General features: G+C 64.4%; 17 protein-coding genes and 1 riboswitch. Of the genes, 14 read left to right on the top strand and 3 right to left on the bottom strand.

Annotated elements, in window-relative coordinates; all coding sequences use genetic code 11:
- Positions 1–11: 11 nt before the first annotated feature.
- Complete coding sequence (locus J3S89_RS09410; RefSeq protein WP_217927245.1) at positions 12–458, bottom strand: cyclic nucleotide-binding domain-containing protein; 447 nt, start codon at positions 456–458, stop codon at positions 12–14.
- A gap of 755 nt (positions 459–1,213) precedes the next feature.
- Positions 1,214–2,338 (bottom strand): Crp/Fnr family transcriptional regulator, encoded by a 1,125-nt coding sequence (locus tag J3S89_RS09415; RefSeq protein WP_217927246.1) that lies wholly within the window; start codon positions 2,336–2,338, stop codon positions 1,214–1,216.
- Positions 2,339–3,060: 722 nt separating this feature from the next.
- On the opposite strand from J3S89_RS09415, the gene nirB reads away from it, so the two are divergent.
- The 14 genes from nirB to metB all read left to right on the top strand — a co-directional run bounded on the left by nirB (position 3,061) and on the right by metB (position 21,300).
- A complete protein-coding gene (gene nirB, locus J3S89_RS09420) occupies positions 3,061–5,538 on the top strand; it encodes a nitrite reductase large subunit NirB (RefSeq protein WP_217927247.1) in 2,478 nt (825 codons plus the stop codon).
- Between the two features lie 3 nt (positions 5,539–5,541).
- On the top strand, positions 5,542–5,880 hold the full coding sequence (gene nirD, locus J3S89_RS09425) for a nitrite reductase small subunit NirD (RefSeq protein ID WP_217927248.1): 339 nt from the start codon (positions 5,542–5,544) through the stop codon (positions 5,878–5,880).
- A 42-nt stretch (positions 5,881–5,922) separates the two neighbouring features.
- Positions 5,923–6,735 (top strand): formate/nitrite transporter family protein, encoded by an 813-nt coding sequence (locus J3S89_RS09430; RefSeq protein ID WP_217927249.1) that lies wholly within the window; start codon positions 5,923–5,925, stop codon positions 6,733–6,735.
- 176 nt (positions 6,736–6,911) lie between these two features.
- Entirely contained in the window at positions 6,912–8,648 is a 1,737-nt protein-coding gene (locus J3S89_RS09435; protein ID WP_217927250.1) for a bifunctional protein-serine/threonine kinase/phosphatase, read from the top strand.
- 232 nt (positions 8,649–8,880) lie between these two features.
- The gene (hypD, locus tag J3S89_RS09440; RefSeq protein WP_217927251.1) at positions 8,881–10,020 is read left to right on the top strand and encodes a hydrogenase formation protein HypD; all 1,140 of its coding nucleotides are present in this window, start codon (positions 8,881–8,883) and stop codon (positions 10,018–10,020) included.
- A gap of 91 nt (positions 10,021–10,111) precedes the next feature.
- Positions 10,112–11,767 carry a hydrogenase maturation protein gene (locus J3S89_RS09445; RefSeq protein WP_217927252.1) on the top strand — a complete coding sequence of 552 codons (1,656 nt, stop codon included), beginning with the start codon at positions 10,112–10,114 and terminating at the stop codon, positions 11,765–11,767.
- Between the two features lie 92 nt (positions 11,768–11,859).
- Positions 11,860–12,042, top strand: a riboswitch (cobalamin riboswitch).
- A gap of 43 nt (positions 12,043–12,085) precedes the next feature.
- Entirely contained in the window at positions 12,086–13,129 is a 1,044-nt protein-coding gene (gene cobT / locus J3S89_RS09450; RefSeq protein WP_217927253.1) for a nicotinate-nucleotide--dimethylbenzimidazole phosphoribosyltransferase, read from the top strand.
- Between the two features lie 449 nt (positions 13,130–13,578).
- Positions 13,579–14,175, top strand: a complete 597-nt coding sequence (locus J3S89_RS09455; RefSeq protein WP_217927254.1) for a TetR/AcrR family transcriptional regulator — start codon at positions 13,579–13,581, stop codon at positions 14,173–14,175.
- Positions 14,172–15,338 (top strand): efflux RND transporter periplasmic adaptor subunit, encoded by a 1,167-nt coding sequence (locus J3S89_RS09460; protein ID WP_217927255.1) that lies wholly within the window; start codon positions 14,172–14,174, stop codon positions 15,336–15,338. The genes J3S89_RS09455 and J3S89_RS09460 overlap by 4 nt, the downstream gene beginning before the upstream one ends.
- Complete coding sequence (locus J3S89_RS09465) at positions 15,335–16,471, top strand: ABC transporter permease (protein WP_217927256.1); 1,137 nt, start codon at positions 15,335–15,337, stop codon at positions 16,469–16,471. Before J3S89_RS09460 ends, J3S89_RS09465 begins: the two co-directional genes overlap by 4 nt.
- A gap of 1 nt (position 16,472) precedes the next feature.
- Positions 16,473–17,180, top strand: coding sequence for an ABC transporter ATP-binding protein (locus J3S89_RS09470; protein WP_217927257.1), 708 nt, complete (start codon positions 16,473–16,475; stop codon positions 17,178–17,180).
- A gap of 350 nt (positions 17,181–17,530) precedes the next feature.
- Positions 17,531–18,253, top strand: coding sequence for an IS5 family transposase (locus J3S89_RS09475; protein WP_230489129.1), 723 nt, complete (start codon positions 17,531–17,533; stop codon positions 18,251–18,253).
- 676 nt (positions 18,254–18,929) lie between these two features.
- Positions 18,930–19,790 (top strand): LysR family transcriptional regulator, encoded by an 861-nt coding sequence (locus tag J3S89_RS09480; protein ID WP_217927258.1) that lies wholly within the window; start codon positions 18,930–18,932, stop codon positions 19,788–19,790.
- 343 nt (positions 19,791–20,133) lie between these two features.
- Positions 20,134–21,300 carry a cystathionine gamma-synthase gene (gene metB, locus J3S89_RS09485; RefSeq protein WP_217927259.1) on the top strand — a complete coding sequence of 389 codons (1,167 nt, stop codon included), beginning with the start codon at positions 20,134–20,136 and terminating at the stop codon, positions 21,298–21,300.
- 436 nt (positions 21,301–21,736) lie between these two features.
- Here metB and J3S89_RS09490 read toward each other — a convergent pair.
- Positions 21,737–21,979, bottom strand: a 243-nt coding sequence (locus tag J3S89_RS09490; RefSeq protein WP_217927263.1) for a hypothetical protein, incomplete at its 5' end; no start/stop codon positions are given.

The following is a 21,979-nucleotide window of genomic DNA, read 5'->3' on the forward strand; positions in this document are numbered from 1 at the left end:
GCTTGATGTTCTTAAGATCGCGGATCGCGATCTCGATGATCGCTGGCGACGGCGCGCATGGTCGCCATCACCAATCCCGGGTCGCGTGCGATCGCCGCCCTGAATTTCGCCGCCGGAATGGCCAAGACCGTCGCGCTCGTTATCGCCTTGGCGCTCTGCAGGTAGACGCGATCGGTGATGATCGCCTGCAGGAGGAGGCAGCGCCCGCGCTCCACCAGCGACAAGGTCGTCTCTCTCTCGTGATGATGGGCGCCCAGTGCGACGAGTCCATCGACGATCCCGAACAGGTGGCGAGGTCTTTCACCTTCCCGAAGGATGAGCTCATCAGGGGCATAGGATCGCAACTGAGATCCTTCACTCAGCATGGTTCTCGTGCCGCCGTCTGCATCGAGGAAGATCTCAAGTGACCCCAACTCCGTGACCAGTCGATCTCGCTGGGTTGTCACGACCTTGCTCATCGCTCGGCGCTTTCGATCACAGTCGGTCGAGAGGTTCGGGATTCGAGCGTCCGGGACAGAGGGTACGATCGAAAAGTGGCGGGGCGAGACGGCATTCATCCGCCCTCAGGCCCCGCCGAGAGTTTCAGGGCAACAATGGCTCGATCACTCGACCCTCGTGAGGTCCAGCATCAACCACCCGGACATTCTTGAAGCATACTTCGTCACCGTCTTTGACTATAATCAATTAAAATCAGACAATGATGCGATGCGCGAAGTATACGATAAATATCAGTGGGTCGAATGACGGCAATCAAGCGCAAGTATGACATTTATCAATTTATCGTCATTCATGGTCAATAGTCGAATTAAATATCGAAAAATATAGTTCTGTCATTTCTAAAAATCGCAAAAAGGCGCATATCGATATGTATTAAAATTTATAACTTGAATTATAAGAAATATATCTCCCAAATAGATGGATATCAATAACTCTCATGGCGGCAGTCGAAACTGCCAGCGCTCACTGTTGCAGGCGATGGAACAGCGTTCGCGCCATCACTACACTCTCCATTGAGGTTTGATGCCATGAGAGATGGACATGATGTCCGCCGAATCCATATCAATCATACGACTGTCTGTGAAGAGATTTTTACATGTGACTGATACGCAACGTTGGGTCTGTAGTGAGATTCATTGGCCGCAGGCATCCCTTCTGTCGCGCATCGCTCCGCAGGAGTCGGGGGCTCTACAGCGCTTTCCCCTCCAGAGTGGAGTCATGAATCGCGTTGCGACGTGATGGAGTGCGGAAGTCGAGGGTCGCCGGTCGCGATCAGAGAAAGTCCGGCAGTGTCGAGCAGCCTGATCTCACCTCTATGCTCGGCGATCATGCCCATCGTCTTCATCTTGGTGATGGTCCGACTGACGGTCTCGACCGTCAGCCCCAGGTGGTCCGCGATGTCGTACCGGGTCAATGGCAACCCGAAGGAAATGGCCGCCGCCTCGCCTGCCGCTCCCACGAAGAAGCTCGCGATCCGCTCGATGGCCGTCTTGCGACCAAGCGCGACGGCAAGCGTACGTAGGCGCTCGCCGTCCCGGAATGCTGCCTCCAGTAGAATTTCCCGAGCCCTGTCGGTCGACAGGAATTTCTTGCGGTCCCAGACCATGACGGAAGCTGGCGTCACCGCGACCGCATCACTGTCATGTCGTTCCGCCGCTGTCAGTCCGAGAAGTCGTCCGGGTCCGGCAATGTCGGTGATCTGACGGCGACCGTCGGCGAGAAAACGGCAGACGATTATCGTCCCTTGCGTCAACTCATAAATTCTATTGGATCGATCGCCGTTGTTGAAGAGCTTCTCCCGTGCTGAAAGGCGCAGGGATTTTCGAGGAGGCGGCCCTTGCTCGACCGGATGGCCGACCGACACGGGGCTGTTCCCAACCAGGGCTTCTCGGGGGGCGGAAGCAGAGGAAGAGGATTCGTCTTGGAGGTTCTCGGAGGCGCTCGCGGTGCCGGCCTCGAGAAGGCTGCAACTGTCCGCACGGGGAGTGTGGGGGATGACCGCCGTCGATGGCGCTTCTTCTCCGAGACGCGCAGATGGGGATGCGAGGGCAGGATCATCGCGATGCTTCCGGAGTCTTCCCGGTTGGGCACGAATCCGATGAAGTTCGCCGGCCACTCGTTCCCAGTAACGTCCGCCGTTGCGGTCTCTTCGCGAATAGGCCTGAACTGCAAATCGGTGAGCGGTGGCGGTCGCTTCGGGTCCTTCGGTCTCATCGAGCCAGCGCGCGTCTGCGAGCCAGGAGGTGTCTCCTCCATTTGTGCTCCGACCGAGGGTGGTCAGGCGCGAGAGCGTCGAGAAGACGCTGACGATGGTATCGGTCACGAAGATCGGACGGCTCATGAGTAACCCGGTTCGAAAGAGGTGAACGAGAGAACTTGCCCGTCGAGTCATGGCCCGCTCGGTCGGGGGCGACGGAATGCTCGGCTTCTGCGATGCACGTTGCGGCGGTCGCCGCCGCGTATTCCAATCGATTGAGAGAATGTCGAGTTTGGTGCCTGCGAAGGTGCGAGTGTTTGACTACGATCAAGTACGTATGAAATTTGCACGGCTTCGGCCTAAGTGATTGCGATTTCGCGTCGTCTTGACGGCGGAACGTGCGTCGGTCTCCAGATTGGACGAGCGCGCGGGCGGCGGTCGCATCGTGGTATTCGGTCCATCGATGAGGGCGAATACGCCCAAACCGACGAACATCCTTCGAGTGATGCCCGGCATTCAGAGTCGACTCGAACTGCATAATATTGCATCAGATTTACGTCAGTCGTGCATGACATGCTGAAGAAGTGCGCACAACCACCTTCTGGCGGCGGGGGCGCCGGTAGAGAAATTCCGATTCTCGCCACCGCACGAGGTTGGCCGCGCTTGGCACGAAGTGTGCTGTGGCAGGGATCGTCAACGACGACGGCCGCATTGCGGTTGCTAGGCCAACGATGGCCGACGCGCAGGCTCCAGCCTTTCGATCATCTCTCGTCACCGAGAGGAGGTCGGCCGTGTCGTGACGATCACTCGCGGTCCTGTCGGTGTCCTGCGTTCGTCCTGATTGGTTCGACGTAGGAGTGTACTTGATGACGTCCCCAAACAAGTGTCGCCGCAAACTCGTCGTCGTCGGCAACGGCATGGCGGCGGGCCGCATGCTCGAGGAACTCTTCGCGCGGGCCCCCGGCGGGCACGACGTGACGATCTTCGGCGCCGAGCCGCGGGTCAACTACGACCGGATCATGCTGTCGCCGGTGCTGGCCGGCGACAAGGCCTTCGCCGATATCGTCATCCACGACGAGGACTGGTACGCGGGCCACGGCGTCGACCTGCGGCGCGGCGACAAGGTGGTGGCGATCGATCGCGCCGCCCGCACGGTGACGACCGCGTCGGGGGCGAGCGAGCCCTACGACACGCTGGTGCTCGCCACCGGCTCCGATCCCTTCGTCATCCCGGTGCCGGGCAAGGATCTGCCGGGCGTCGTCACCTTCCGCGATCTCGACGACGTCGAGGCGATGCTGGCGGCGGCGGGCCGCGGCGGCAGCGCCGTGGTGATCGGCGGCGGCCTGCTCGGCCTCGAGGCGGCGGCGGGTCTGGCCGCCAAGGGCATGACGGTGACGGTGGTCCACCTGATGCCGATCCTGATGGAGCGCCAGCTCGACCAGAACGCCGCCTATCTGCTGCGCAAGGCGATCGAGAAGCGCGGCATCACGGTGGAGACCGGCGCCAACACCACCGCGATCCTCGGCGACGGCAAGGTCGAGGGCGTCCGGCTCGACGACGGCCGCACGCTGCCCGCCGACCTCGTGGTGATGGCGGTCGGCATCCGGCCCAACGCGGCGCTCGCCAAGGCGGCCGGGCTCGAGGTCAAGCGCGGCGTCGTCGTCGACGATCACCTCGCCACCAGCGACGCGAACATCTTCGCGGTCGGCGAATGCGTCGAGCATCGCGGCGCCTGCTACGGGCTGGTCGCGCCGCTCTACGAGATGGCCAAGGTGCTGGCCGGCCGGATCGCCGGCGAACCGGTTCCGGGCTACGTCGGCTCGGTCACCTCGACCAAGCTCAAGGTCACCGGCGTCGATCTGTTCTCGGCCGGCGACTTCTCGGAAGGCGACGACAACGACGAGGTGGTGCTGCGCGATCCGGCGCGCGGGGTCTACAAGCGGGTCATCCTGCGCGACGGCCGCATCGTCGGCGCCGTGCTCTACGGCGACACCGCCGACGGCTCCTGGTACTTCGACCTGATCCGCAAGCACGCCGACGTCTCGGACATGCGCGAGACGCTGATCTACGGCCAGGCCTTCCAGGGCGGCGGCGTGCTCGATCCGCTGGCGGCGGTGGCGGCGCTCTCCGACGACGCCGAGATCTGCGGCTGCAACGGCGTGTGCAAGGGCACGATCGTCCAGGCGATCACCACCAAGGGGCTGAGCGGCCTCGACGAGGTCCGCGCCGTGACCAAGGCCTCGGCCTCCTGCGGTCAGTGCACCTCCAAGGTCGAGGCGGTGCTCGCGGTCACCCTCGGCGACGCCTATTCGGCCGCCGCCCGCAAGCCGATGTGCAAGTGCACCGAGCTCACCCACGAGGAGGTGCGCGAGCGCATCGACGCCAAGACGCTGAAGTCGGTGCCGGCGGTGATGCAGGAGCTCGGCTGGAAGACCTCCTGCGGCTGCCCGTCGTGCCGGCCGGCGCTCAACTACTATCTGGTCGCCGCTTGGCCCGGCGAATACCGCGACGATCCGCAGTCGCGCTACGTCAACGAGCGCGTCCACGCCAACATCCAGAAGGACGGCACCTTCTCGGTGGTGCCGCGGATGTGGGGCGGGCTCACCACCCCCGACGAGCTGCGTGCCATCGCCGACGTCGCCGATCGCTTCAAGATCCCGACAGTCAAGGTCACCGGCGGCCAGCGCATCGACCTGATCGGCGTGCGCAAGGAGGACCTGCCGGCGGTGTGGGCGCAGCTCAACGCCTCGGGGCTGGTCTCCGGCCAGGCCTATGCCAAGGGCCTGCGCACGGTGAAGACCTGCGTCGGCAAGGAGTGGTGCCGCTTCGGCACCCAGGACAGCATGGGCCTTGGCGTCAAGATGGAGCGGCTGATGTGCGGCTCGTGGACGCCGGCGAAGGTCAAGCTCGCCGTCTCCGGCTGCCCGCGCAACTGCGCCGAGGCGACGGTCAAGGACATCGGCGTGATCTGTGTCGACAGTGGCTACGACATCCACGTCGCCGGCGCCGCCGGTCTGCACGTGCGCGCCACCGATCTGCTCGGCCACGTCGACACCGAGGAGGACGCGCTGGAGGTCTGCGCCGCGGTGCTCCAGGCCTACCGCGAGCAGGCGGCCTATCTCGACCGGCTCTACAAGTGGGTCGACAAGATCGGGCTAGACACGCTGCGCGCCGAGGTCATCGACGACCTCGCCAACCGCCGCGCCCTCTACGACCGCTTCGTCGTGGCGCAGCGCGCCGTGCGCAAGGACCCGTGGGCCGAGCGCGCCGCCGGTCACGAACTGCACGAGTTCACCCCCCTCGCCAAGCTCGCCATCATCCCCCCCGTTCTCGTGGAGGTCTGAACCATGGACGTTTCCCGGCAATATTGGTTCGATCTCGGACCGCTGTCCTCGATCCCCAAGCGTGGCGCCCGCACCGTCCAGGTGCCGCGTCGCGAGATCGCGGTGTTCCGCACCGCCAACGACGAGGTCTTCGCCCTGGAGAACCGCTGCCCGCACAAGGGCGGCCCGCTCTCCGAGGGCATCGTCCACGGCCGCAAGGTCGCCTGTCCCCTGCACAACTGGATCATCGATCTGGAGAGCGGCGACGCCACCGGGGCCGATCACGGCTGCGCCCGGTCGTTCCCGATCAAGATCGAGAACGATCGCATCTTCATCGACATGGGCGTGGCCGCCGCCGCCTGAGCCCCCGCCTCCTTCAGCCCTTCGACATCCCGAGGACACACCATGGCCTATCTCGCACCTTCCGAATTCGTGACCAAGATGGTCGACGCCGGCGAGGCGAAGATCTTCATGTCGACCCGCGACACCTTCATCCGCGCCTACATGGCCGGGGCGATCCTGGCGCTCGCCGCCTGTTTCGCCGTCACCATCAACGTCAACACCGGGCAGCCGCTGGCCGGCGGCATCCTGTTCCCGGTCGGCTTCTGCCTGCTCTACCTGCTCGGCTTCGACCTCCTGACCGGCGTCTTCACCCTGGTGCCGCTGGCGGTGATCGACAAGCGCCCGGGCTGCACCGTCGGCGGCATGCTGCGCAACTGGACCCTCGTGTTCTTCGGCAACTTCGCCGGGGCGCTCACCGTCGCGCTGATGATGTCGATCGTCTTCACCTTCGGCTTCACCGAGGCGCCCAACGCGGTCGGCAAGGCGATCGGCACGATCGGCGAGGGCCGTACCGTCGGCTACGCCGCGCACGGCGCCGCCGGTATGCTGACGCTGTTCATCCGCGGGGTGCTGTGCAACTGGATGGTGTCGACCGGCGTCGTCGCCGCGATGATGTCGACGACGGTGTCGGGCAAGGTGATCGGCATGTGGATGCCGATCATGCTGTTCTTCTACATGGGCTTCGAGCACTCGATCGTGAACATGTATCTCTTCCCCTCCGGGCTGATGCTCGGCGGCAAGTTCTCGATCATGGACTACATGATCTGGAACGAGATCCCGACGGTGATCGGTAACCTCGTCGGCGGTATCAGCTTCGTCGGACTGACGCTCTATTCGACCCACATCAAGACCGGCGCCAAGCGCTCGGTCGCCTGATCCGACTGGTGGTTCGATCGAGACGGATGGTTGCCATCCGTCTCGTGAATCAGAACCACCCACTCATCGACCTTGTGGTCGAAACAATCCGACGCTTGCGGGACGCAAGCTTCGGATTTCGACCACAAGGGTCCTCGCCCTCAGGCGATGGCCCGTCCTCCCGTCCGAGGCACCCGATGGCGCGCAGTCTCACAATCTCGATCGGTCAGCACTCGGACACGGGGGTGAAGGAGGCCAACCAGGACTTCCACGGGGCGGTGATCCCGGCGCAGCCGGCGCTCGGCCTCAAGGGCGTCGCCGTCGCCCTCGCCGACGGCATCTCGTCGAGCGCGGTCTCCCGGGTGGCGAGCGAGACGGCGGTCAAGAGCTTCCTCACCGACTACTACTGCACCTCGGACGCCTGGTCGGTGGCGACCTCGGTGCATCGGGTGCTGGCGGCCTCCAACTCCTGGCTCCATGCCGAGACCCGGCGCAGCCGCTGGGCCCATGACCGCGACAAGGGCTATGTCACCACCTTCTCCGGACTGGTGCTGAAATCGGCGACGGCGCATCTCTTCCACGTCGGCGACAGCCGCATCGCGCGCGTGGTCGGCGCGGCGCTCGAACAGCTCACCGAGGATCATCGGCTGGTGGTCTCGTCCGAGCAGTCCTATCTCGCCCGCGCCTTAGGGATGGCGCGCGACGTCGAGATCGATCACACCACCCTGCCGCTGGCGCGCGGCGACGTCTTCGTGCTCACGACCGACGGCGTCCACGACCACGTCTCGGCGAAGTTCGTGATCGAGGCGATCGCCGCGCACGCCGACGATCTCGACGCGGCGGCCCGCGCCGTCGTCGCCGAGGCGATGGCGTCGGGCAGTGGCGACAACCTGACGATCCAGATCGTGCGCATCGACGAGCTGCCCGACGGCGACGCCGGCGAGGCGATCGGGCGGGCGGGGGAGCTGCCGCCGCCGCCGCTGCTCGAGGCGCGGCAGGTGTTCGAGGGCTACCGGATCGAGCGGCAGATCCACGCCTCGAGCCGCAGCCACATCCATCTCGCCACCGATCTCGACGACGACAGGCCGGTGGTGATCAAGATACCGTCGGTCGATCTGCGCGGCGATCCGGCCTATCTCAAACGCTTCATGATGGAAGAGTGGGTGGCGCGGCGGATCGACAGTCCGCATGTTCTGAAGCCGATGCCGGCGACGCGGCGGCGCAACTTCCTCTACATCGTCACCGAACATGTCGACGGCCAGACCCTGGCGCAGTGGATGATCGACAACCCGACGCCGAGCCTCGAGGTGGTGCGCGGCATCGTCGAGCAGATCGCCAAGGGGCTGCGCGCCTTCCACCGCAAGGAGATGCTGCACCAGGACCTGCGCCCGGCCAACATCATGATCGACCGCTCCGGCACGGTGAAGATCATCGACTTCGGCTCGACCCGGGTCGCCGGCGTGATCGAGGCGGCGCCCGATCTCGATGCGACCGAGATCCTCGGGACCGCCCAATACACCGCGCCCGAGTACTATCTCGGCGAAGGCGGCTCGACGCGGTCCGACCTCTATTCGCTCGGCGTCATCGCCTACCACATGCTGACCGGGCGGCTGCCCTACGGCACGCGGGTGGCGGGCGCACGGACGCGGGCGGCGCAGCGACGCCTCGCCTATGCCTCGGCTCTCGACGACGATCGCGCCATCCCTGCCTGGGTCGACGAGGTGTTGAAGCGAGCCGTCGCCGTTGATCCGGCGAAGCGCTACGAGGCGTTGTCTGAATTCACCCACGAACTCCGGCAGCCGACGACGCGCAACCCGGCGACCGGTTCGCGGCCGCTCGCCGAGCGCAATCCGTTGCGCTTCTGGCAGGTGGTCGCCCTGTCGCTCCTTGTCGCCAACCTCTTGCAGCTCATTCTGAAGTTGCGCGGTCGGTGACGGTCGGTATCACCGTCTTCGAAAGGTGGGCACGTGGCACCGCCTTCGACTTCGCCCGGTGGTCGGCGGCTTTCCAGTGGAAATCAAATCGATCCGATCGCGGGCTCGAAGCGGTGGCGATCGGTGCGTCGTCATGGCGACGGTTTCGAAACGGGCTGGTGCGTGTAAGATCCTCGACCCGATGCCGGAGGCCCGCCTCCGCGACGATCGAGATCCTTTCGGAGCCGCATCGATGAAATACGTCGACGAATATCGCAACGGCGCCGTGGCGCGCGACATGGCCCGAGCCATCGCCGCGGAAATCGATCCCTCGCGCACCTATCACATCATGGAGTTCTGCGGCGGCCACACCCATGCGATCAGCCGCTACGGGCTCGAGGACATCCTGCCCGGCAACGTCCGGCTGGTGCACGGTCCGGGGTGTCCGGTGTGCGTGCTCCCGGTCGGCCGCATCGACGCGGCCATCTGGTTGGCGCGGCAGGATCGGGTGATCCTCTGCACCTACGGCGACCTGCTGCGCGTGCCCGGTTCGAAGCGCTTGTCGCTGCTCAAGGCCAAGGCCGAGGGCTGCGACATCCGCATGGTCTATTCGACCCTCGATGCGCTGACGATCGCCGAGGCCAATCCCGACGCCCAGGTCGTCTTCTTCGCCATCGGCTTCGAGACCACCACCCCGCCGACCGCGGTGGCGATCAAACAGGCCGAGGCCCGTGGCCTGCGCAACTTCTCGATCTTCTGCAATCACGTCCTGACGCCCTCGGCGATCACGCAGATCCTGGACAGTCCCGAAGTGCGCGAGCTCGGCACGGTCAAGCTCGACGGCTTCATCGGCCCGGCCCACGTCTCGGTGGTGATCGGCTCGCGGCCCTACGAGTACTTCGCCTACGAATACCGCCGCCCGGTGGTGATCGCCGGCTTCGAGCCGCTCGACGTCCTATTGGCGGTCCGCATGCTGATCCGCCAGATCGACGAAGGCCGTCACGAGGTCGAGAACGAATTCGCCCGCGCCGTCACCCGCGACGGCAACGAGAAGGCCAAGGCTCTGGTCGCCGAGATCTTCGAACTGCGCCGGGTGTTCGAATGGCGCGGCCTCGGGCAGGTGCCCTATTCGGCGCTGCGCATCAAGGAGGCCTACGGCGAGTGGGACGCCGAACGGCGCTGGAACGTGCCGCAGGACCAGGTCCCGGACAACAAGGCCTGCGAATGCGGCGCCATCCTGCGCGGCGTCAAGAAGCCGACCGACTGCAAGGTCTTCGGCACCGCCTGCACCCCGGAGACGCCGCTCGGCTCCTGCATGGTCTCCGCCGAGGGCGCCTGCGCCGCCCACTGGACCTACGGCCGCTTCCGCGACCGCGCCAAGGTCGTCTCCTGATCCCTCGTCTCGCCGAAGCCGCGGGTGGGACCGCCCGCGACCGACGATCTCCATCGCCCATCCGACACGAACCCCAGTCGAGGCCCGAGCCATGCGAATCCTCCTTCTCGCGCATTCCTTCAACAGCCTCACCCAACGCCTGTGGGTGAAGCTGCAGGAACTCGGGCACGAGGTGACGCTCGAATTCGACGTCAACGACGCGGTGACGATCGAGGCGGTGGCGCTCTCCGACCCGCAGGTGATCGTCGCACCGTTCCTGAAGCGCGCCATCCCCGAGGTCGTCTGGCGCGACCACCTCTGCCTGGTGGTGCATCCCGGACCGGTCGGCGATGCCGGCCCCGCCGCGCTCGACTGGGCGGTGCTCGAGGGGGCCGAGAGCTGGGGCGTGACGGTCCTCCAGGCCGAAGCGGTGATGGACGCCGGCCCGGTGTGGGCGAGCCGTCGTTTCCCGCTTCGGCCGGCGACCAAGTCGAGCCTCTATCGCAACGAAGTGGCCGACGCGGCGGTCGAGGCGGTGCTCGAGGCGCTCGACAGGATTCCCGACGGTTCGCCGGCGCGACCCGAGACGTCCGTCTGGCGGCCGGCGATGCGGCAGGCCGACCGCGCCGTCGACTGGGCCGAAGACGACACCGCGACGGTGCTCCGCAAGATCCGCTCCGCCGACGGCACCCCCGGCCTCCTCGACGAGATCGCCGGCGTCGCCGTCTACCTCCACGACGCGCATCCGGCCGAGGCGCTCGCCGGCCCGCCCGGCTCCCTGCTCGCCCGCTCCGGCGGGGCGGTGGCGCGGGCGACCCGCGACGGCGCGGTATGGATCGGCCATCTCAGACGGAAGGCGCCCCATGCGCTGAAGCTTCCCGCGACCTCCGTCCTGGATGGCGCGGAGGCGCTGCCGGAGATCCCCGGCCATCGCGACATCCGCTACGAGGAGGTCGATGGCGTCGGTCTTCTGCACTTCCCCTTCGTCAACGGCGCGATGAGCACGGATCGGTGCGAAAGGCTGCGCGAAGCCTTCGTCGCGGCGACCAGACGGCCGACCCGGGTGATCGTGCTGATGGGCGGGCCGGACTTCTGGTCGAACGGCATCGACCTCTGCTCGATCGAGACGGCGGCGAGCCCGGCGAACGAGAGCTGGGCCAACATCAACGCGATGAACGATCTCTGCCGCGAGATCATCTGCTGCGACCGGCAGTTGACGATCGCGGCGATGCACGGCAATGCCGGCGCCGGCGGCGTGTTCATGGCGCTCGCCGCCCACCTCGTCTTCGCCCGCGAGGACGTCATCCTCAACCCCCACTACAAGGGCATGGGCAACCTCTACGGCTCGGAATACTGGACCTACCTGCTGCCGCGGCGCTGCGGGCCCGACAAGGCGCGCGAGGTGACCGAGGCACGTCTGCCGATGGGGACCCTCGAGGCGGAGCGGCTCGGGCTCGTCGATGCCCGCTTCGGCCGTTCGGTTGCCGAGTTCGGGGCGATGGTGGTGGCGCGGGCGAAGGCGCTCGCGGCCGATCCGAACCTCGACGCGCTCCTTGCCGAGAAGCGCGCGGCGAGAGCGGTCGACGAGACGGCAAAGCCGCTCGCGACCCATCGGTTCGAAGAGCTCGACCACATGAAGCTCAATTTCTACGGCTTCGATCCGAGCTATCACGTCGCGCGCTACAACTTCATCCACAAGGTGCCGAAGAGCCGGACGCCGTCCCATCTCGCCAGACACAGGGCCGGGGTCCCCCGCTGCCCGTCGTGAGCGGGCGTCCGCGTCGCCTCGATGGGACGGGTCGATCCGAACGCGTCGGAACGGTGTGACCTTTTCGCCATGGCGTCTCGGGCTCGGCGATGGCAGTTTCTCCGCGTTCAGGTGCCCGGCCTCGGTCGGGAGAATCGGGAAAGCGGTGAAAATCCGCTGCGTGCCCAACGCCGTGAAGGGGATCGTCCGCGCATGTCGCCACTGGCTTCGGTCGGGAAGGCGCGCGGATCGAGGTGAACCTCAGCCGGAAGACCGGCCTGGACGATCGACCGCTTCCCGAGGACGGGGAAGACGGTGTCTCGATCCATGAGGGGAACCATGGACACCATCGCACACATCGAGAATTCGTCGCTTTCCGTGGAAACGCTCGCCGATGTTCGTCGGCTCGTCGCCACGATGCCCGGTCCGTCGGAGGAGGCGCGCCGGGTCTTTCGCGAGCGAGACGCGCGACTCACCAAGATTCCCGGTTCGCTCGGGCGGATCGAGGAGGTCGGCGAATGGCTGGCGGCCTGGACGGGCCGCGTCCCCCTGACGGTCGAAGAGCCGTTGGTCGCCGTGTTCGCGGCCAATCACGGCGTGGCCGACAGGGGCGTCTCGGCCTTCCCGAAGGAGGTGACGGCGCAGATGGTGGCCAACTACGCCGCCGGCGGCGCGGCGATCAACCAGTTCTGCGCCGCCAATCGCCTCGCTCTCGAAGTGCATCCGCTCGACCTCGATCGTCCGACGCCCGACATTTCCGAAGAGGATGCCTTCGACGACGACGATCTCGTCGCCGCGATCCGCGTCGGCATGTCGGTCGCCACGTCGGGCACGGATCTCTTGGGGTTCGGCGAAATGGGCATCGGCAACACGACCGTGGCGTCGGCCGTCTATCTGGCGCTCTTCGGCGGAAGCCCGGAAGAATGGGTCGGCCCGGGGACCGGCGTCGCGGGAGAGATGCTCGCCAACAAGGCGCGGATCGTCGGTCGGGCGGCGGCGCGGCTCGGTGGCGAGCGGGATGGGTTGGAGGTGCTGCGCCGCATCGGTGGGCGTGAAATCGCGGCCATGGTCGGTGCCATCGTTGCGGCTCGCCATGCCCGCGTGCCGATCGTCCTGGACGGGTTCGTCACGACCACCGCCGCCGCCGTAGTCTTCGCCATGGTGCCGGACGGGATCGATCACTGCCTCTTCGCACACCGCTCCGCCGAGCCGGCTCACGTGAAGTGCCTGAAGATGATGGGACGTGAGCCGCTGCTGGATCTCGGACTTCGCCTCGGCGAGGGCACCGGTGCCGCCGCCGCCATGGGGCTCGTCAGGCTCGCCGCGGCCTATCATTCGGGCATGGCGACGTTCGAGGAGGCCGGCGTCTCGAACAAGGATTGACCCGTTGGTGAGGCTGGCTCGTCCAAGTTCGGCGCAAGCCAGCCTCCCGTCACATCGGAGCGATTCCCCTGGTTGCCGCGTGCGATTTCGATACTCGACGCGCCTGCTGGGCAGGCGGAGAGGTGATTGCGTCGGACCGTGACGGCGATCCCCGACGATGAAGAAGCAAAAAATTGCGTCGCGAGTTTTCCTGCGGACGGCTTGAATGCCTTTGCCGCCCTCCCATCGGTCGTCGGCATATCCGAACAGGCGTAAACGAAGGATGGTCCCTGATCGGCCATGGCCCGCCCGCTGTTCGTGATGAGGCAGGGCCTCGACTACTCTTGTCGAACAGAGGGTATCGGTGCGCATCAAGTCGTCGGCTCGCATCGGAGCGAAGCTGTCCCACGACTTGCATAAGGTCGGATCCTTCATTATAAGTTAGTTAGTACAAACTAATTATGTGATTCATGCGCAAACCTGCCGACCTCCGTCGAACCGAGATCATCGAGGCTGTTCTCCGACTCTCCGTCGAAGTCGGACCCGATCGGCTCGGCACACTGGCCGTGGCGGCGGCCGTCGGCATCTCGCAGCCGGCAATTTTTCGCCATTTCCCGACGCGCGAGGCGCTGTGGGTAGCGGTCGCCGAGCATGTCGCCACGCGGATACGGGCCGCCTGGAACGAAGCCGAAGGTGGATCGCCGTCGCCGACCGAGACCATACGCCGCATCGTCGCGGCCCATACCGGTCTGGTCGCCGGCGAGCCGTCGGTCCTGGCTATCATCTTCTCCCACGAACTCCGTGTGTCGAACCCGGCGCTGGCGGCGGTGTTTCGCCGCCTGATGACGGAGTTGACCGGCCGGTTCATCGTCACTTTCGGCCCTCTCGCCGCCCGGATGTCTGTCGCGCCGCAGGACGCTGCCCTCCTCGTCCTCGGCCTCGTCCAGGGTATCGCGCTTCGCTGGTCGCTATCCGGTCGCGGCTTCGACCTCGTCGCCGAGGCGCGACACCTCCTCGATCTGCAACTGGCCGGGCTTGTCCGGGCCCAACCCGGGTCCTGCCCATGAAACGCCTACTCCGCCTCCTGCTGGTGATCATCCTCGTCGCGGCCGCCGCGATCAGCCTGCGGATGTTCCTGACCTCGCGTCCGGTCGAGGTCGAGGTGGCGCGGCCTGAGAGCGATATCGCGGTCCGTGTCTTCGGCCTCGGCACCCAGGAGGCGCGTATCGCCACCAAGCTCGGCTTCGAGACCCAGGCAGCGCTGGTCGAGGCCCGGGTCGATCATGGCGACCGGGTCAAAGCTGGCGATCTCCTCGCTCGGCTCGACGAGGGCGAGGCCCGCGCCCGGCTCGACAAGTCGCAGGCCGGGGTTGCGGCGGCGGAGGCGGCGCTCGCCAAGTCCGAGGCGCTCGCCGCTCGCGCCCAGGTCGTCGCCCAGCAGAAGCGGCGGGTCGACGAGCGGCGTCGCTCGCTGGTCCAGCGTCAGACCGTGTCGATCGAAGCCGCCGAGCAGGCCGAACTCGATGCCCGCGTCGCCGAGGCCGATGCCGCTGTTGCCGAGCGCGACATCGAGGCCTCACGGGTGGCGCTTACCGCGGCGCGCGCCCAGGCCGCGCTCGACGGTGTCCTCCTCGAACGCCACCGCCTGCGCGCCCCTTTCGACGGCGTGGTGATCGCCCGCCACCGCGAACTCGGCGCAGTGATGAACCCCGGCGAGGCCTTGTTCACCCTGGTCGATCCGACCTCGGTGTGGATCCAGGCCTTCGTCGACGAGGCTCGCGCCGGCGGTCTCGCCGCTGATCAGGCGGCCGAAGTGCGACTGCGCTCGCGGCCCGACCGCGCCTTCACCGGGCGCGTCGCCCGCGTCGGCCTCGAGAACGATCGGGTCGGCGAGGAGCGCCGGGTCTACGTCGCCTGCGATGACTGCCCGTCCGAGTTCCACCTCGGCGAACAAGCGGAGGTGGTGGTGACCACTGGCCGTCTGGCGCGGGCCCTGCTGGTGCCCGAGACGGCTCTGCGCATGGTCGGGCCGGCCGAGGCCGTCGGCTGGGTCGTCGCCGATGGTCGGCTGAAGGAGACCCGCCTCGGTCTCGGCGCCCGTCTCCTCGACGGCCGGATCGAGGTGATCGAGGGACTTCCCGACGGCGCCCGTGTCGTCACCTCGAAGGATGCCGGCGGCTTCCGCGACGGCCGCGCCGCGCGCCTCGCCAGCCCGGAGGCGACGCCGTGAACCTAGCGCTGCGCGACATCCGCCACCATCTCGGGCGCTTCCTGATGACCGCCGTCGGGCTCGGGCTGCTGCTCGGGGTGGTGCTGTCGATGATCGGCATCTATCGCGGCCTCGTCGCCGACGCGCTCGGGCTCGTGCGCGCGCCGGGTGCTGAGATCTGGGTGGTCGAGACCGGCACCCGCGGTCCCTTCGCGGAAGGCTCGCGCATTCCCGGCGACACGCGCGAATCGATCGCCCGGCTCGCCGGCGTCACCGAGACCGGTTCGATGACCTTTCAATCGCTGGAGGCGACCCACCGCGACCGCAAGCTCCGCCTCCAGGTGGTCGGATACGAACCCGGCCGGCTCGGCGGTCCGCCGGCGATCGCTGAGGGTCGCGGTCTCGCCCGCAGCCGCTTCGAGATCGTCGCCGACGTCAAGACCGGCCTCGTCGTCGGTGAGCGCATCGGCCTCGGCGGCGACGTCTTCACCGTGGCCGGCACGACGCGCGACGCGGTCTCTTCCGGCGGCGATCCGGTGGTGTGGATGGCGCTCAGGGACAGTCAGGTGCTGCAGTTCCGCCTCTCTCCCGCTCCAGCCCGGCGCGAGGCAGCGCGCGGGCCGGTGGTGTCCGGCGCGCCCGACACGATCAATGCCGTGGTGGCGCGCGTCGCCGCCGATGCCTCGATCGAGGCGGTGGTCGAGGCGGCGAAACGCTGGAAGCATCTCGCCGCCATGACGGAGGACGAGCAGGAGGCGATCTTGACACGGTCGGTGGTGGAGAAGGCGCGACAGCAGATCGGCCTCTTCACCACGGTGCTCCTCACCGTCTCCACTGTGATTATTGCGCTGATCATCTACACCATGACCATGGACAAGATCCGCGAGATCGCCACACTGAAGCTGATCGGCGCGCCCGACGGCCGCATCGTCGGGCTGATCGTGCAGCAGGCGTTGGCGCTCGGGTTGATCGGCTTCTCCGTCGGGGCGAGCTTGATCGCCTCGGTCAAGGACTTCTTCCCGCGCCGTGTGGTGATGCTGCCGGAAGACGCCGCCTCGCTCGGGCTAGTGGTGATCGTCGTCTGTCTGGTGGCGAGCGGGCTCGGCGTCCGCCTCGCCCTGCGCGTCGATCCGGCGACGGCGCTGGGAGGTTGAGATGACAATCGATACCCCCCGTCCCCTGGTCGAATGCCGCGCCCTCGCCAAGCACTTTGGCGAGGGCGAGACCCGCGTCGATGCGCTGAGGGCGGTCGATCTCGAGCTGTGGCCCGGCGAAGTGGTCGGCCTCCTCGGTCCCTCCGGCTCGGGCAAGACGACGCTGCTCAATCTGATCGGCTGCATCGTCGAGCCCTCGGCCGGCACCTTGTGCCTCGATGGCGAGACGGTATGGGAAGGCAAGTGGCTGCGGCCGGACCTTAGACGCCTGCGGCTCGAGAAGATCGGCTTCATATTCCAGTTCCACAATCTGCTGCCGTTCCTCGACGTGAGCGAGAACGTCGCCTTGGTCCTCGACATGGCGGGGGTGGCAAGGGCGGACACCTTCGCCCGTGCCCACGAGCTCCTCGACTATCTCGAGGTCGGCCACCGCAAGACGGCGAAGCCGTCATCGCTCTCCGGCGGCGAGGCCCAGCGTGTCGCCATCGCCCGGGCGCTCGCCAACCGCCCGCGTATCATTCTCGCCGACGAGCCGACCGCGGCGCTCGACGGCGAACGCGCCGGCATCGTCATGAATCTGCTGCGCAAAGTGGCGGTGGAACATTCGGCGACGGTCGTCGTCGTCACCCACGACGAGAAGATCTGGAATCGTTTCGACCGCATATTCCATCTGCGCGACGGGCGGATCGCGAGCATCGGGACACTGTGAGACGCGGTCTAATATCCGGCACGCCAGTCGTCGGGCTGACAGGTCGTAGTCGCGACATCGTTCAGAAATTCAACAACCTGCTTCGACAGGCGGGCCGTCGCGAGTGATGGTGTTTGCCGAGATATTCATGAGACTTGTGCGCGGATAGTTTTCGACGATCGGCCTTCGGCATGATTCGCTCTATCATAGCGATGGATTAGGGTGAATCATGTCGCGACGGCAGATTGTACAGGAGAGCTTCGGGTTTGGCGATGCCGGAGGTCGGCACTCATCGTTGGACGATCTGGCGACATTGATCGATTGAATCTCGGTTGATCAGCTGCTCGCCGACAGGTCACGACCTGTCGGACGTGAAGCTCGCCGAGACGCTCGACGATCGGGCGTCGTTCCGTCGGTTCTGCGACTTCTCCGGTGCCGAGCCGACGCCGGAGCGCACCGACTTCGTTCGTTTTCGCAAGGCGTTGACCACTCGCGGGCTCGGTCGAGTGTTGTTCGACGACGTGACGGCCCAGCTGAAGGCCAAGGCGATCCAGGTGAAGACGGGCACGCTCGTCGACGCCACCATCATCGCTTCCGCCAGCAAGGGCGATGAGGAAGCACGCTGGGTCAAACACAAGGGCAAGCCGGCGGTCCACGGCTTCAAGGCCCACGTCGGCGCCAGCGCCGACACGGCACTGGTCGAGGTGATCGCTGTCACCCCGGCCAACGTCCATGATGGCAAGGCCGGTGGTGACGCTCTTCCCGACGACCTCGGTCAGGTCTTCGCCGACAGCGCCTATCGCGGCGAGACGTTCCGGGCGGCCGTTCGGGCCAAAGGCGGAACGCCGCGCATCATCGCCACCCAGATGTGGGGCCGCGACGAGGAGGAGACGCTGGCCCGGCTCGCCGCCTGGAACCAGCCGATCCACCGGATCCGAGGCCGAATCGAGAAGATCTTTGGGACTTGGAAGCGATCCTACGGCCTCCGGCGAATCCGATGGTTGGGACTGGCGAAGGCTTCTCTGCAGATCCGCCTCACCGCAATCGCCTACAACATGAGACGAACCCTGAGCATCCTCGCGGCCGCCGCATGAGGGACGTTCGAGAAGGCGCCGACCGTCGGCGCCGTAGATCAGCAGAGGCCGGCATCCTCTCCGAAAACGCGGTCAGAATCGCATTCACCGCATAAAATCAATGCCATGGGCCTGCCGCGCACAGGTCTCATTACCAGAGGTACTGAATCACGCCAACGCGCTGAGGGAAACCGCCTTTTTCAGCAGCCCGCGAAGGACCGGGTCTGTGATCCGCCTCCCATAGAAGTGCAAGGAACAGGTGCATCCAGAATCCGACACCTATTTCCGCCCATTTCCAAAGCGAATTTCAGCTCAACTTTCTTGCATCAAAAACACAAAACAAATCGTTGGTGACCGCTCGAAACTTCGATCACTGTTCGTATCGGCCCGCTCAAAGCAGATACCGAACAGACGAGTTCAACCATGCCTAATAAACGCATCCACCCCCCGGCGCTTCGACCTTCGCAATTCTTGGTAACCCCCGCAGACCATGTCAATTCCCGTTGGCTTGGTGCATTGTTCATCACCACTATTAGCTTCTGCGGCATGGTTGTCGGTCTAGTTGATGCGCGTAGCGTCGTGATGATCGGAGGCGGGCTCCTGACATTCAATTTCTCGTTGGACCGAATGGACACGAATTCTGGTTCGCCGTATATATGAGATATCTTTTCTCATGCGCAGATGATATTACTGACCCATGGACATTGCACTTGCACGCACGTTCTTGGCAATCATTGCAACTGGTAGCTTTTATTCTGCGGCCGAGAAGTTGAGCGTCACTCCGACCGCTGTCAGTGCTCGGATCAAGCTGCTCGAAGACCATCTGGGTCGACAGTTGTTCGTCCGCAACAAGTCGGGTGCCAGATTGACGGTCGCGGGAGAACGCTTCCGACGCCATGCTGCTTCCTTAGTGCAAACTTGGGAGAGCGCACAACAGGAGATTCGACTGCCATTGGGTCATACTGCGGGTTTGGCTATCGGAGCAGAACTTTCGTTGTGGGACCCAATGCTCCTCGACTGGCTCATCTTGATGCGTCAAGAAAATCCGAGTGTGGCGCTTCGTGTCGAGATCGATCGGCAAGAAAGGTTGATAGAGCTCGTTCGCGACGGCGCACTTGATCTCGGTGTAATGCACAATCCACCGCATTCAGATGACCTGATTGCAGAGTTGTTGGTCGACGAGAAACTCGTCCTCGCGACAGTTGACGGGAGTTCGCACACGTCAGTTGTCGACAACTACGTCTATGTCGACTGGGGGCCAAGTTTCTCATCAAATCATGACGCGGCACTTCCTCAATTTTCAAATCCACCAGTTCTCATCAACTTTGGCCCTCTCGCCCGCAGTTACCTGTTATCTTCGGGAGGAAAAGGATATTTTCGCCTCGGCTCTATCGAGAAATACGTGACGCAAGGGGCGATGCGCTTGATTCCCGATGCTCCAGAATTCTCATACTCGATCTATCTTGTGCATGCAGCTACACGTGAAGTCGGCCTAATCGAACTCGCACGGAATAGTTTGCGCAAATGCGCTGTCTATCGTAGCTCTATTGAGAGATAAAGTCTTTTTCTATGCTGAATTATTTGATTTCATTATGTCACATGTTTTTGCAAAGATTTCTAATTTTTTGGGAAATTATTTTATAAGCATTAACCTAATATTTATAAATATTTTCCTGATTTCGATCGGAGGCCGTTTGCAAATTCGCTCCGGCTCGACGGCTGGCGCGGCTTTCGAGAACCGGAGCGCAGAGGACTTCCTGTCCGTGAGCTATGGCAAGAGCAGGAAGTCGAGCCAGGCGGCCGCCGGAGTAGAATTTCCAAACGATCGCCCAACTCCGGTGTTTTATTCTCTAGTATATTTCATGAACACAGTAGAAATGCAATAGAGATGGAGAGTTCAAATGACCGGCCCTACTGAGCTGGAGACCATAGCCGCCACTTTTGGCATCGCGACGGACACGGCCTTCGGGGCGGTGACGCCGCCCATTGTTCTGTCGAGCACATTCACCTTCTCCGGCTTCGAGCATCCGCGTGCCTACGATTATTCTCGCTCCGGTAATCCCACACGGGAAATGTTGGCAGCTGCCGTGGCTCGGCTCGAAGGCGGCGCAGGCGGAGTCGTGGCGTCATCGGGAATGGCCGCGATCGATCTCGTTCTCTCGACTCTCGGTCCCGGCGACTTGGTCGTCGCTCCCCACGATTGTTATGGTGGAACTTACCGGCTGCTCGCCCGACGGCGAGACAAAGGGCAATTCGACGCAATATTCATCGACCAGAATGATGGTGATGCGGTTTCGGCGGCCCTACATCGCAAACCTTCGCTTGTGTTTGTCGAAACGCCAAGCAATCCTCTGATGCGGATCGTCGACATTCAGGCTCTTTCAGCTCAAGCACATGCGCATGGTGCAAGAGTCGCTGTCGACAACACTTTTCTTTCGCCTGCATTGCAACGTCCAATGACCTTGGGCGCCGACTTTGTCGTTCACTCGACAACAAAATATATCAACGGTCATTCAGACGTCGTCGGCGGCGTCGTCGTAGCGGCGACAATTCGTGATGTCGAGATTCTCCGTGATTGGGCAAATACGACAGGCGTGACGGGCGCGCCATTCGATTCTTTTCTCACATTACGCGGGCTACGTACTCTGTTTCCTCGAATTCGCCAGCAAGACAACAGTGCCGCGGTCATTGCAAGATTCTTGGAGGGACGCGCAGAAGTGAAGGCGGTCCACTATCCCGGCCTACCTTCGCACCCTGGCCACGAGACGGCAAAACGGCAGCAATCGGGTTTTGGTGGCATGCTCAGCTTCGAACTCAGGGACGGCGCTGTGGCTGCCAGTCAGTTTGTCGAAGCAGTAAAGGTTTTCACGCTCGCCGAATCTTTGGGCGGGGTCGAAAGCCTCGTGGCCCATCCAGCGACCATGACGCACCTCAGTATGGGCCCTGAAGCGAGGCAGGCCGCAGGAATCACCGATGGTCTTCTGAGACTCTCCGTCGGTCTCGAAGCGACGGCGGACTTGATAGCAGGTCTTGAGGCAGGCCTGAGCGCGACGACTGACTATGAATGACCGCCGGCGGCTTTCGTCGGTGAAGAGGGAGCGAGCCGTCGCCAGCCGAACCGTCTCGATCCGCGAAATCAGTGGCTCGTTCTTGGGCCGACCTTTGTTTGTTTCCTCCGCGCGATAGGCATGAACTTTCTCGGAATAGTAGTCTTCGGCGCGTGAGGGCACAAAGACAGAGGCAACCAGTCGGCCGTCCGGCAGGTCTGTTTCGCGGACAGTGACGAGTTCCATCTTCTGACGGCGATCGGTGAGTTGGTCGATGACACCACGGCCTGCTGAGGGGAGCTCGATCTCCAGGTAGAGGCCGGGCTCGCCCGAGGTGGCAAACTCATCGCTCACTTCGCGTCGCTGGCGACCCTCTTGGAGAGCTTGCCCAATGGCAGAGGTGGTCTCGCTGATTTGAACAGTCAGGGCCGATCCGTTAAGTGGATTCCCGCCTCGTTCATGCCGCCGCGAGGAGCGGCGTGTTGTTGAAGTAGGCCTGATCCGGAGTTCGCCGGTCAAGACTCGAGTGAGGACGTGAACCGTTGTACCAGCCGAGATATCGGCCGATCGAGGGATCGTGTCCCCGGGCGTGGTGTAGCTGGGTGTTGAAGGTGGTCATCGGCGGAACGTCGATATGGTTGGAGTTGCGAAAGCCAACCTGACCGAGGAACCACCGATGACCGACGTGATGATGAGCCTG

It is taken from the genome of Pinisolibacter aquiterrae, from assembly GCF_019160155.1.
In the GTDB taxonomy this organism is placed as follows: domain Bacteria; phylum Pseudomonadota; class Alphaproteobacteria; order Rhizobiales; family Ancalomicrobiaceae; genus Pinisolibacter; species Pinisolibacter aquiterrae.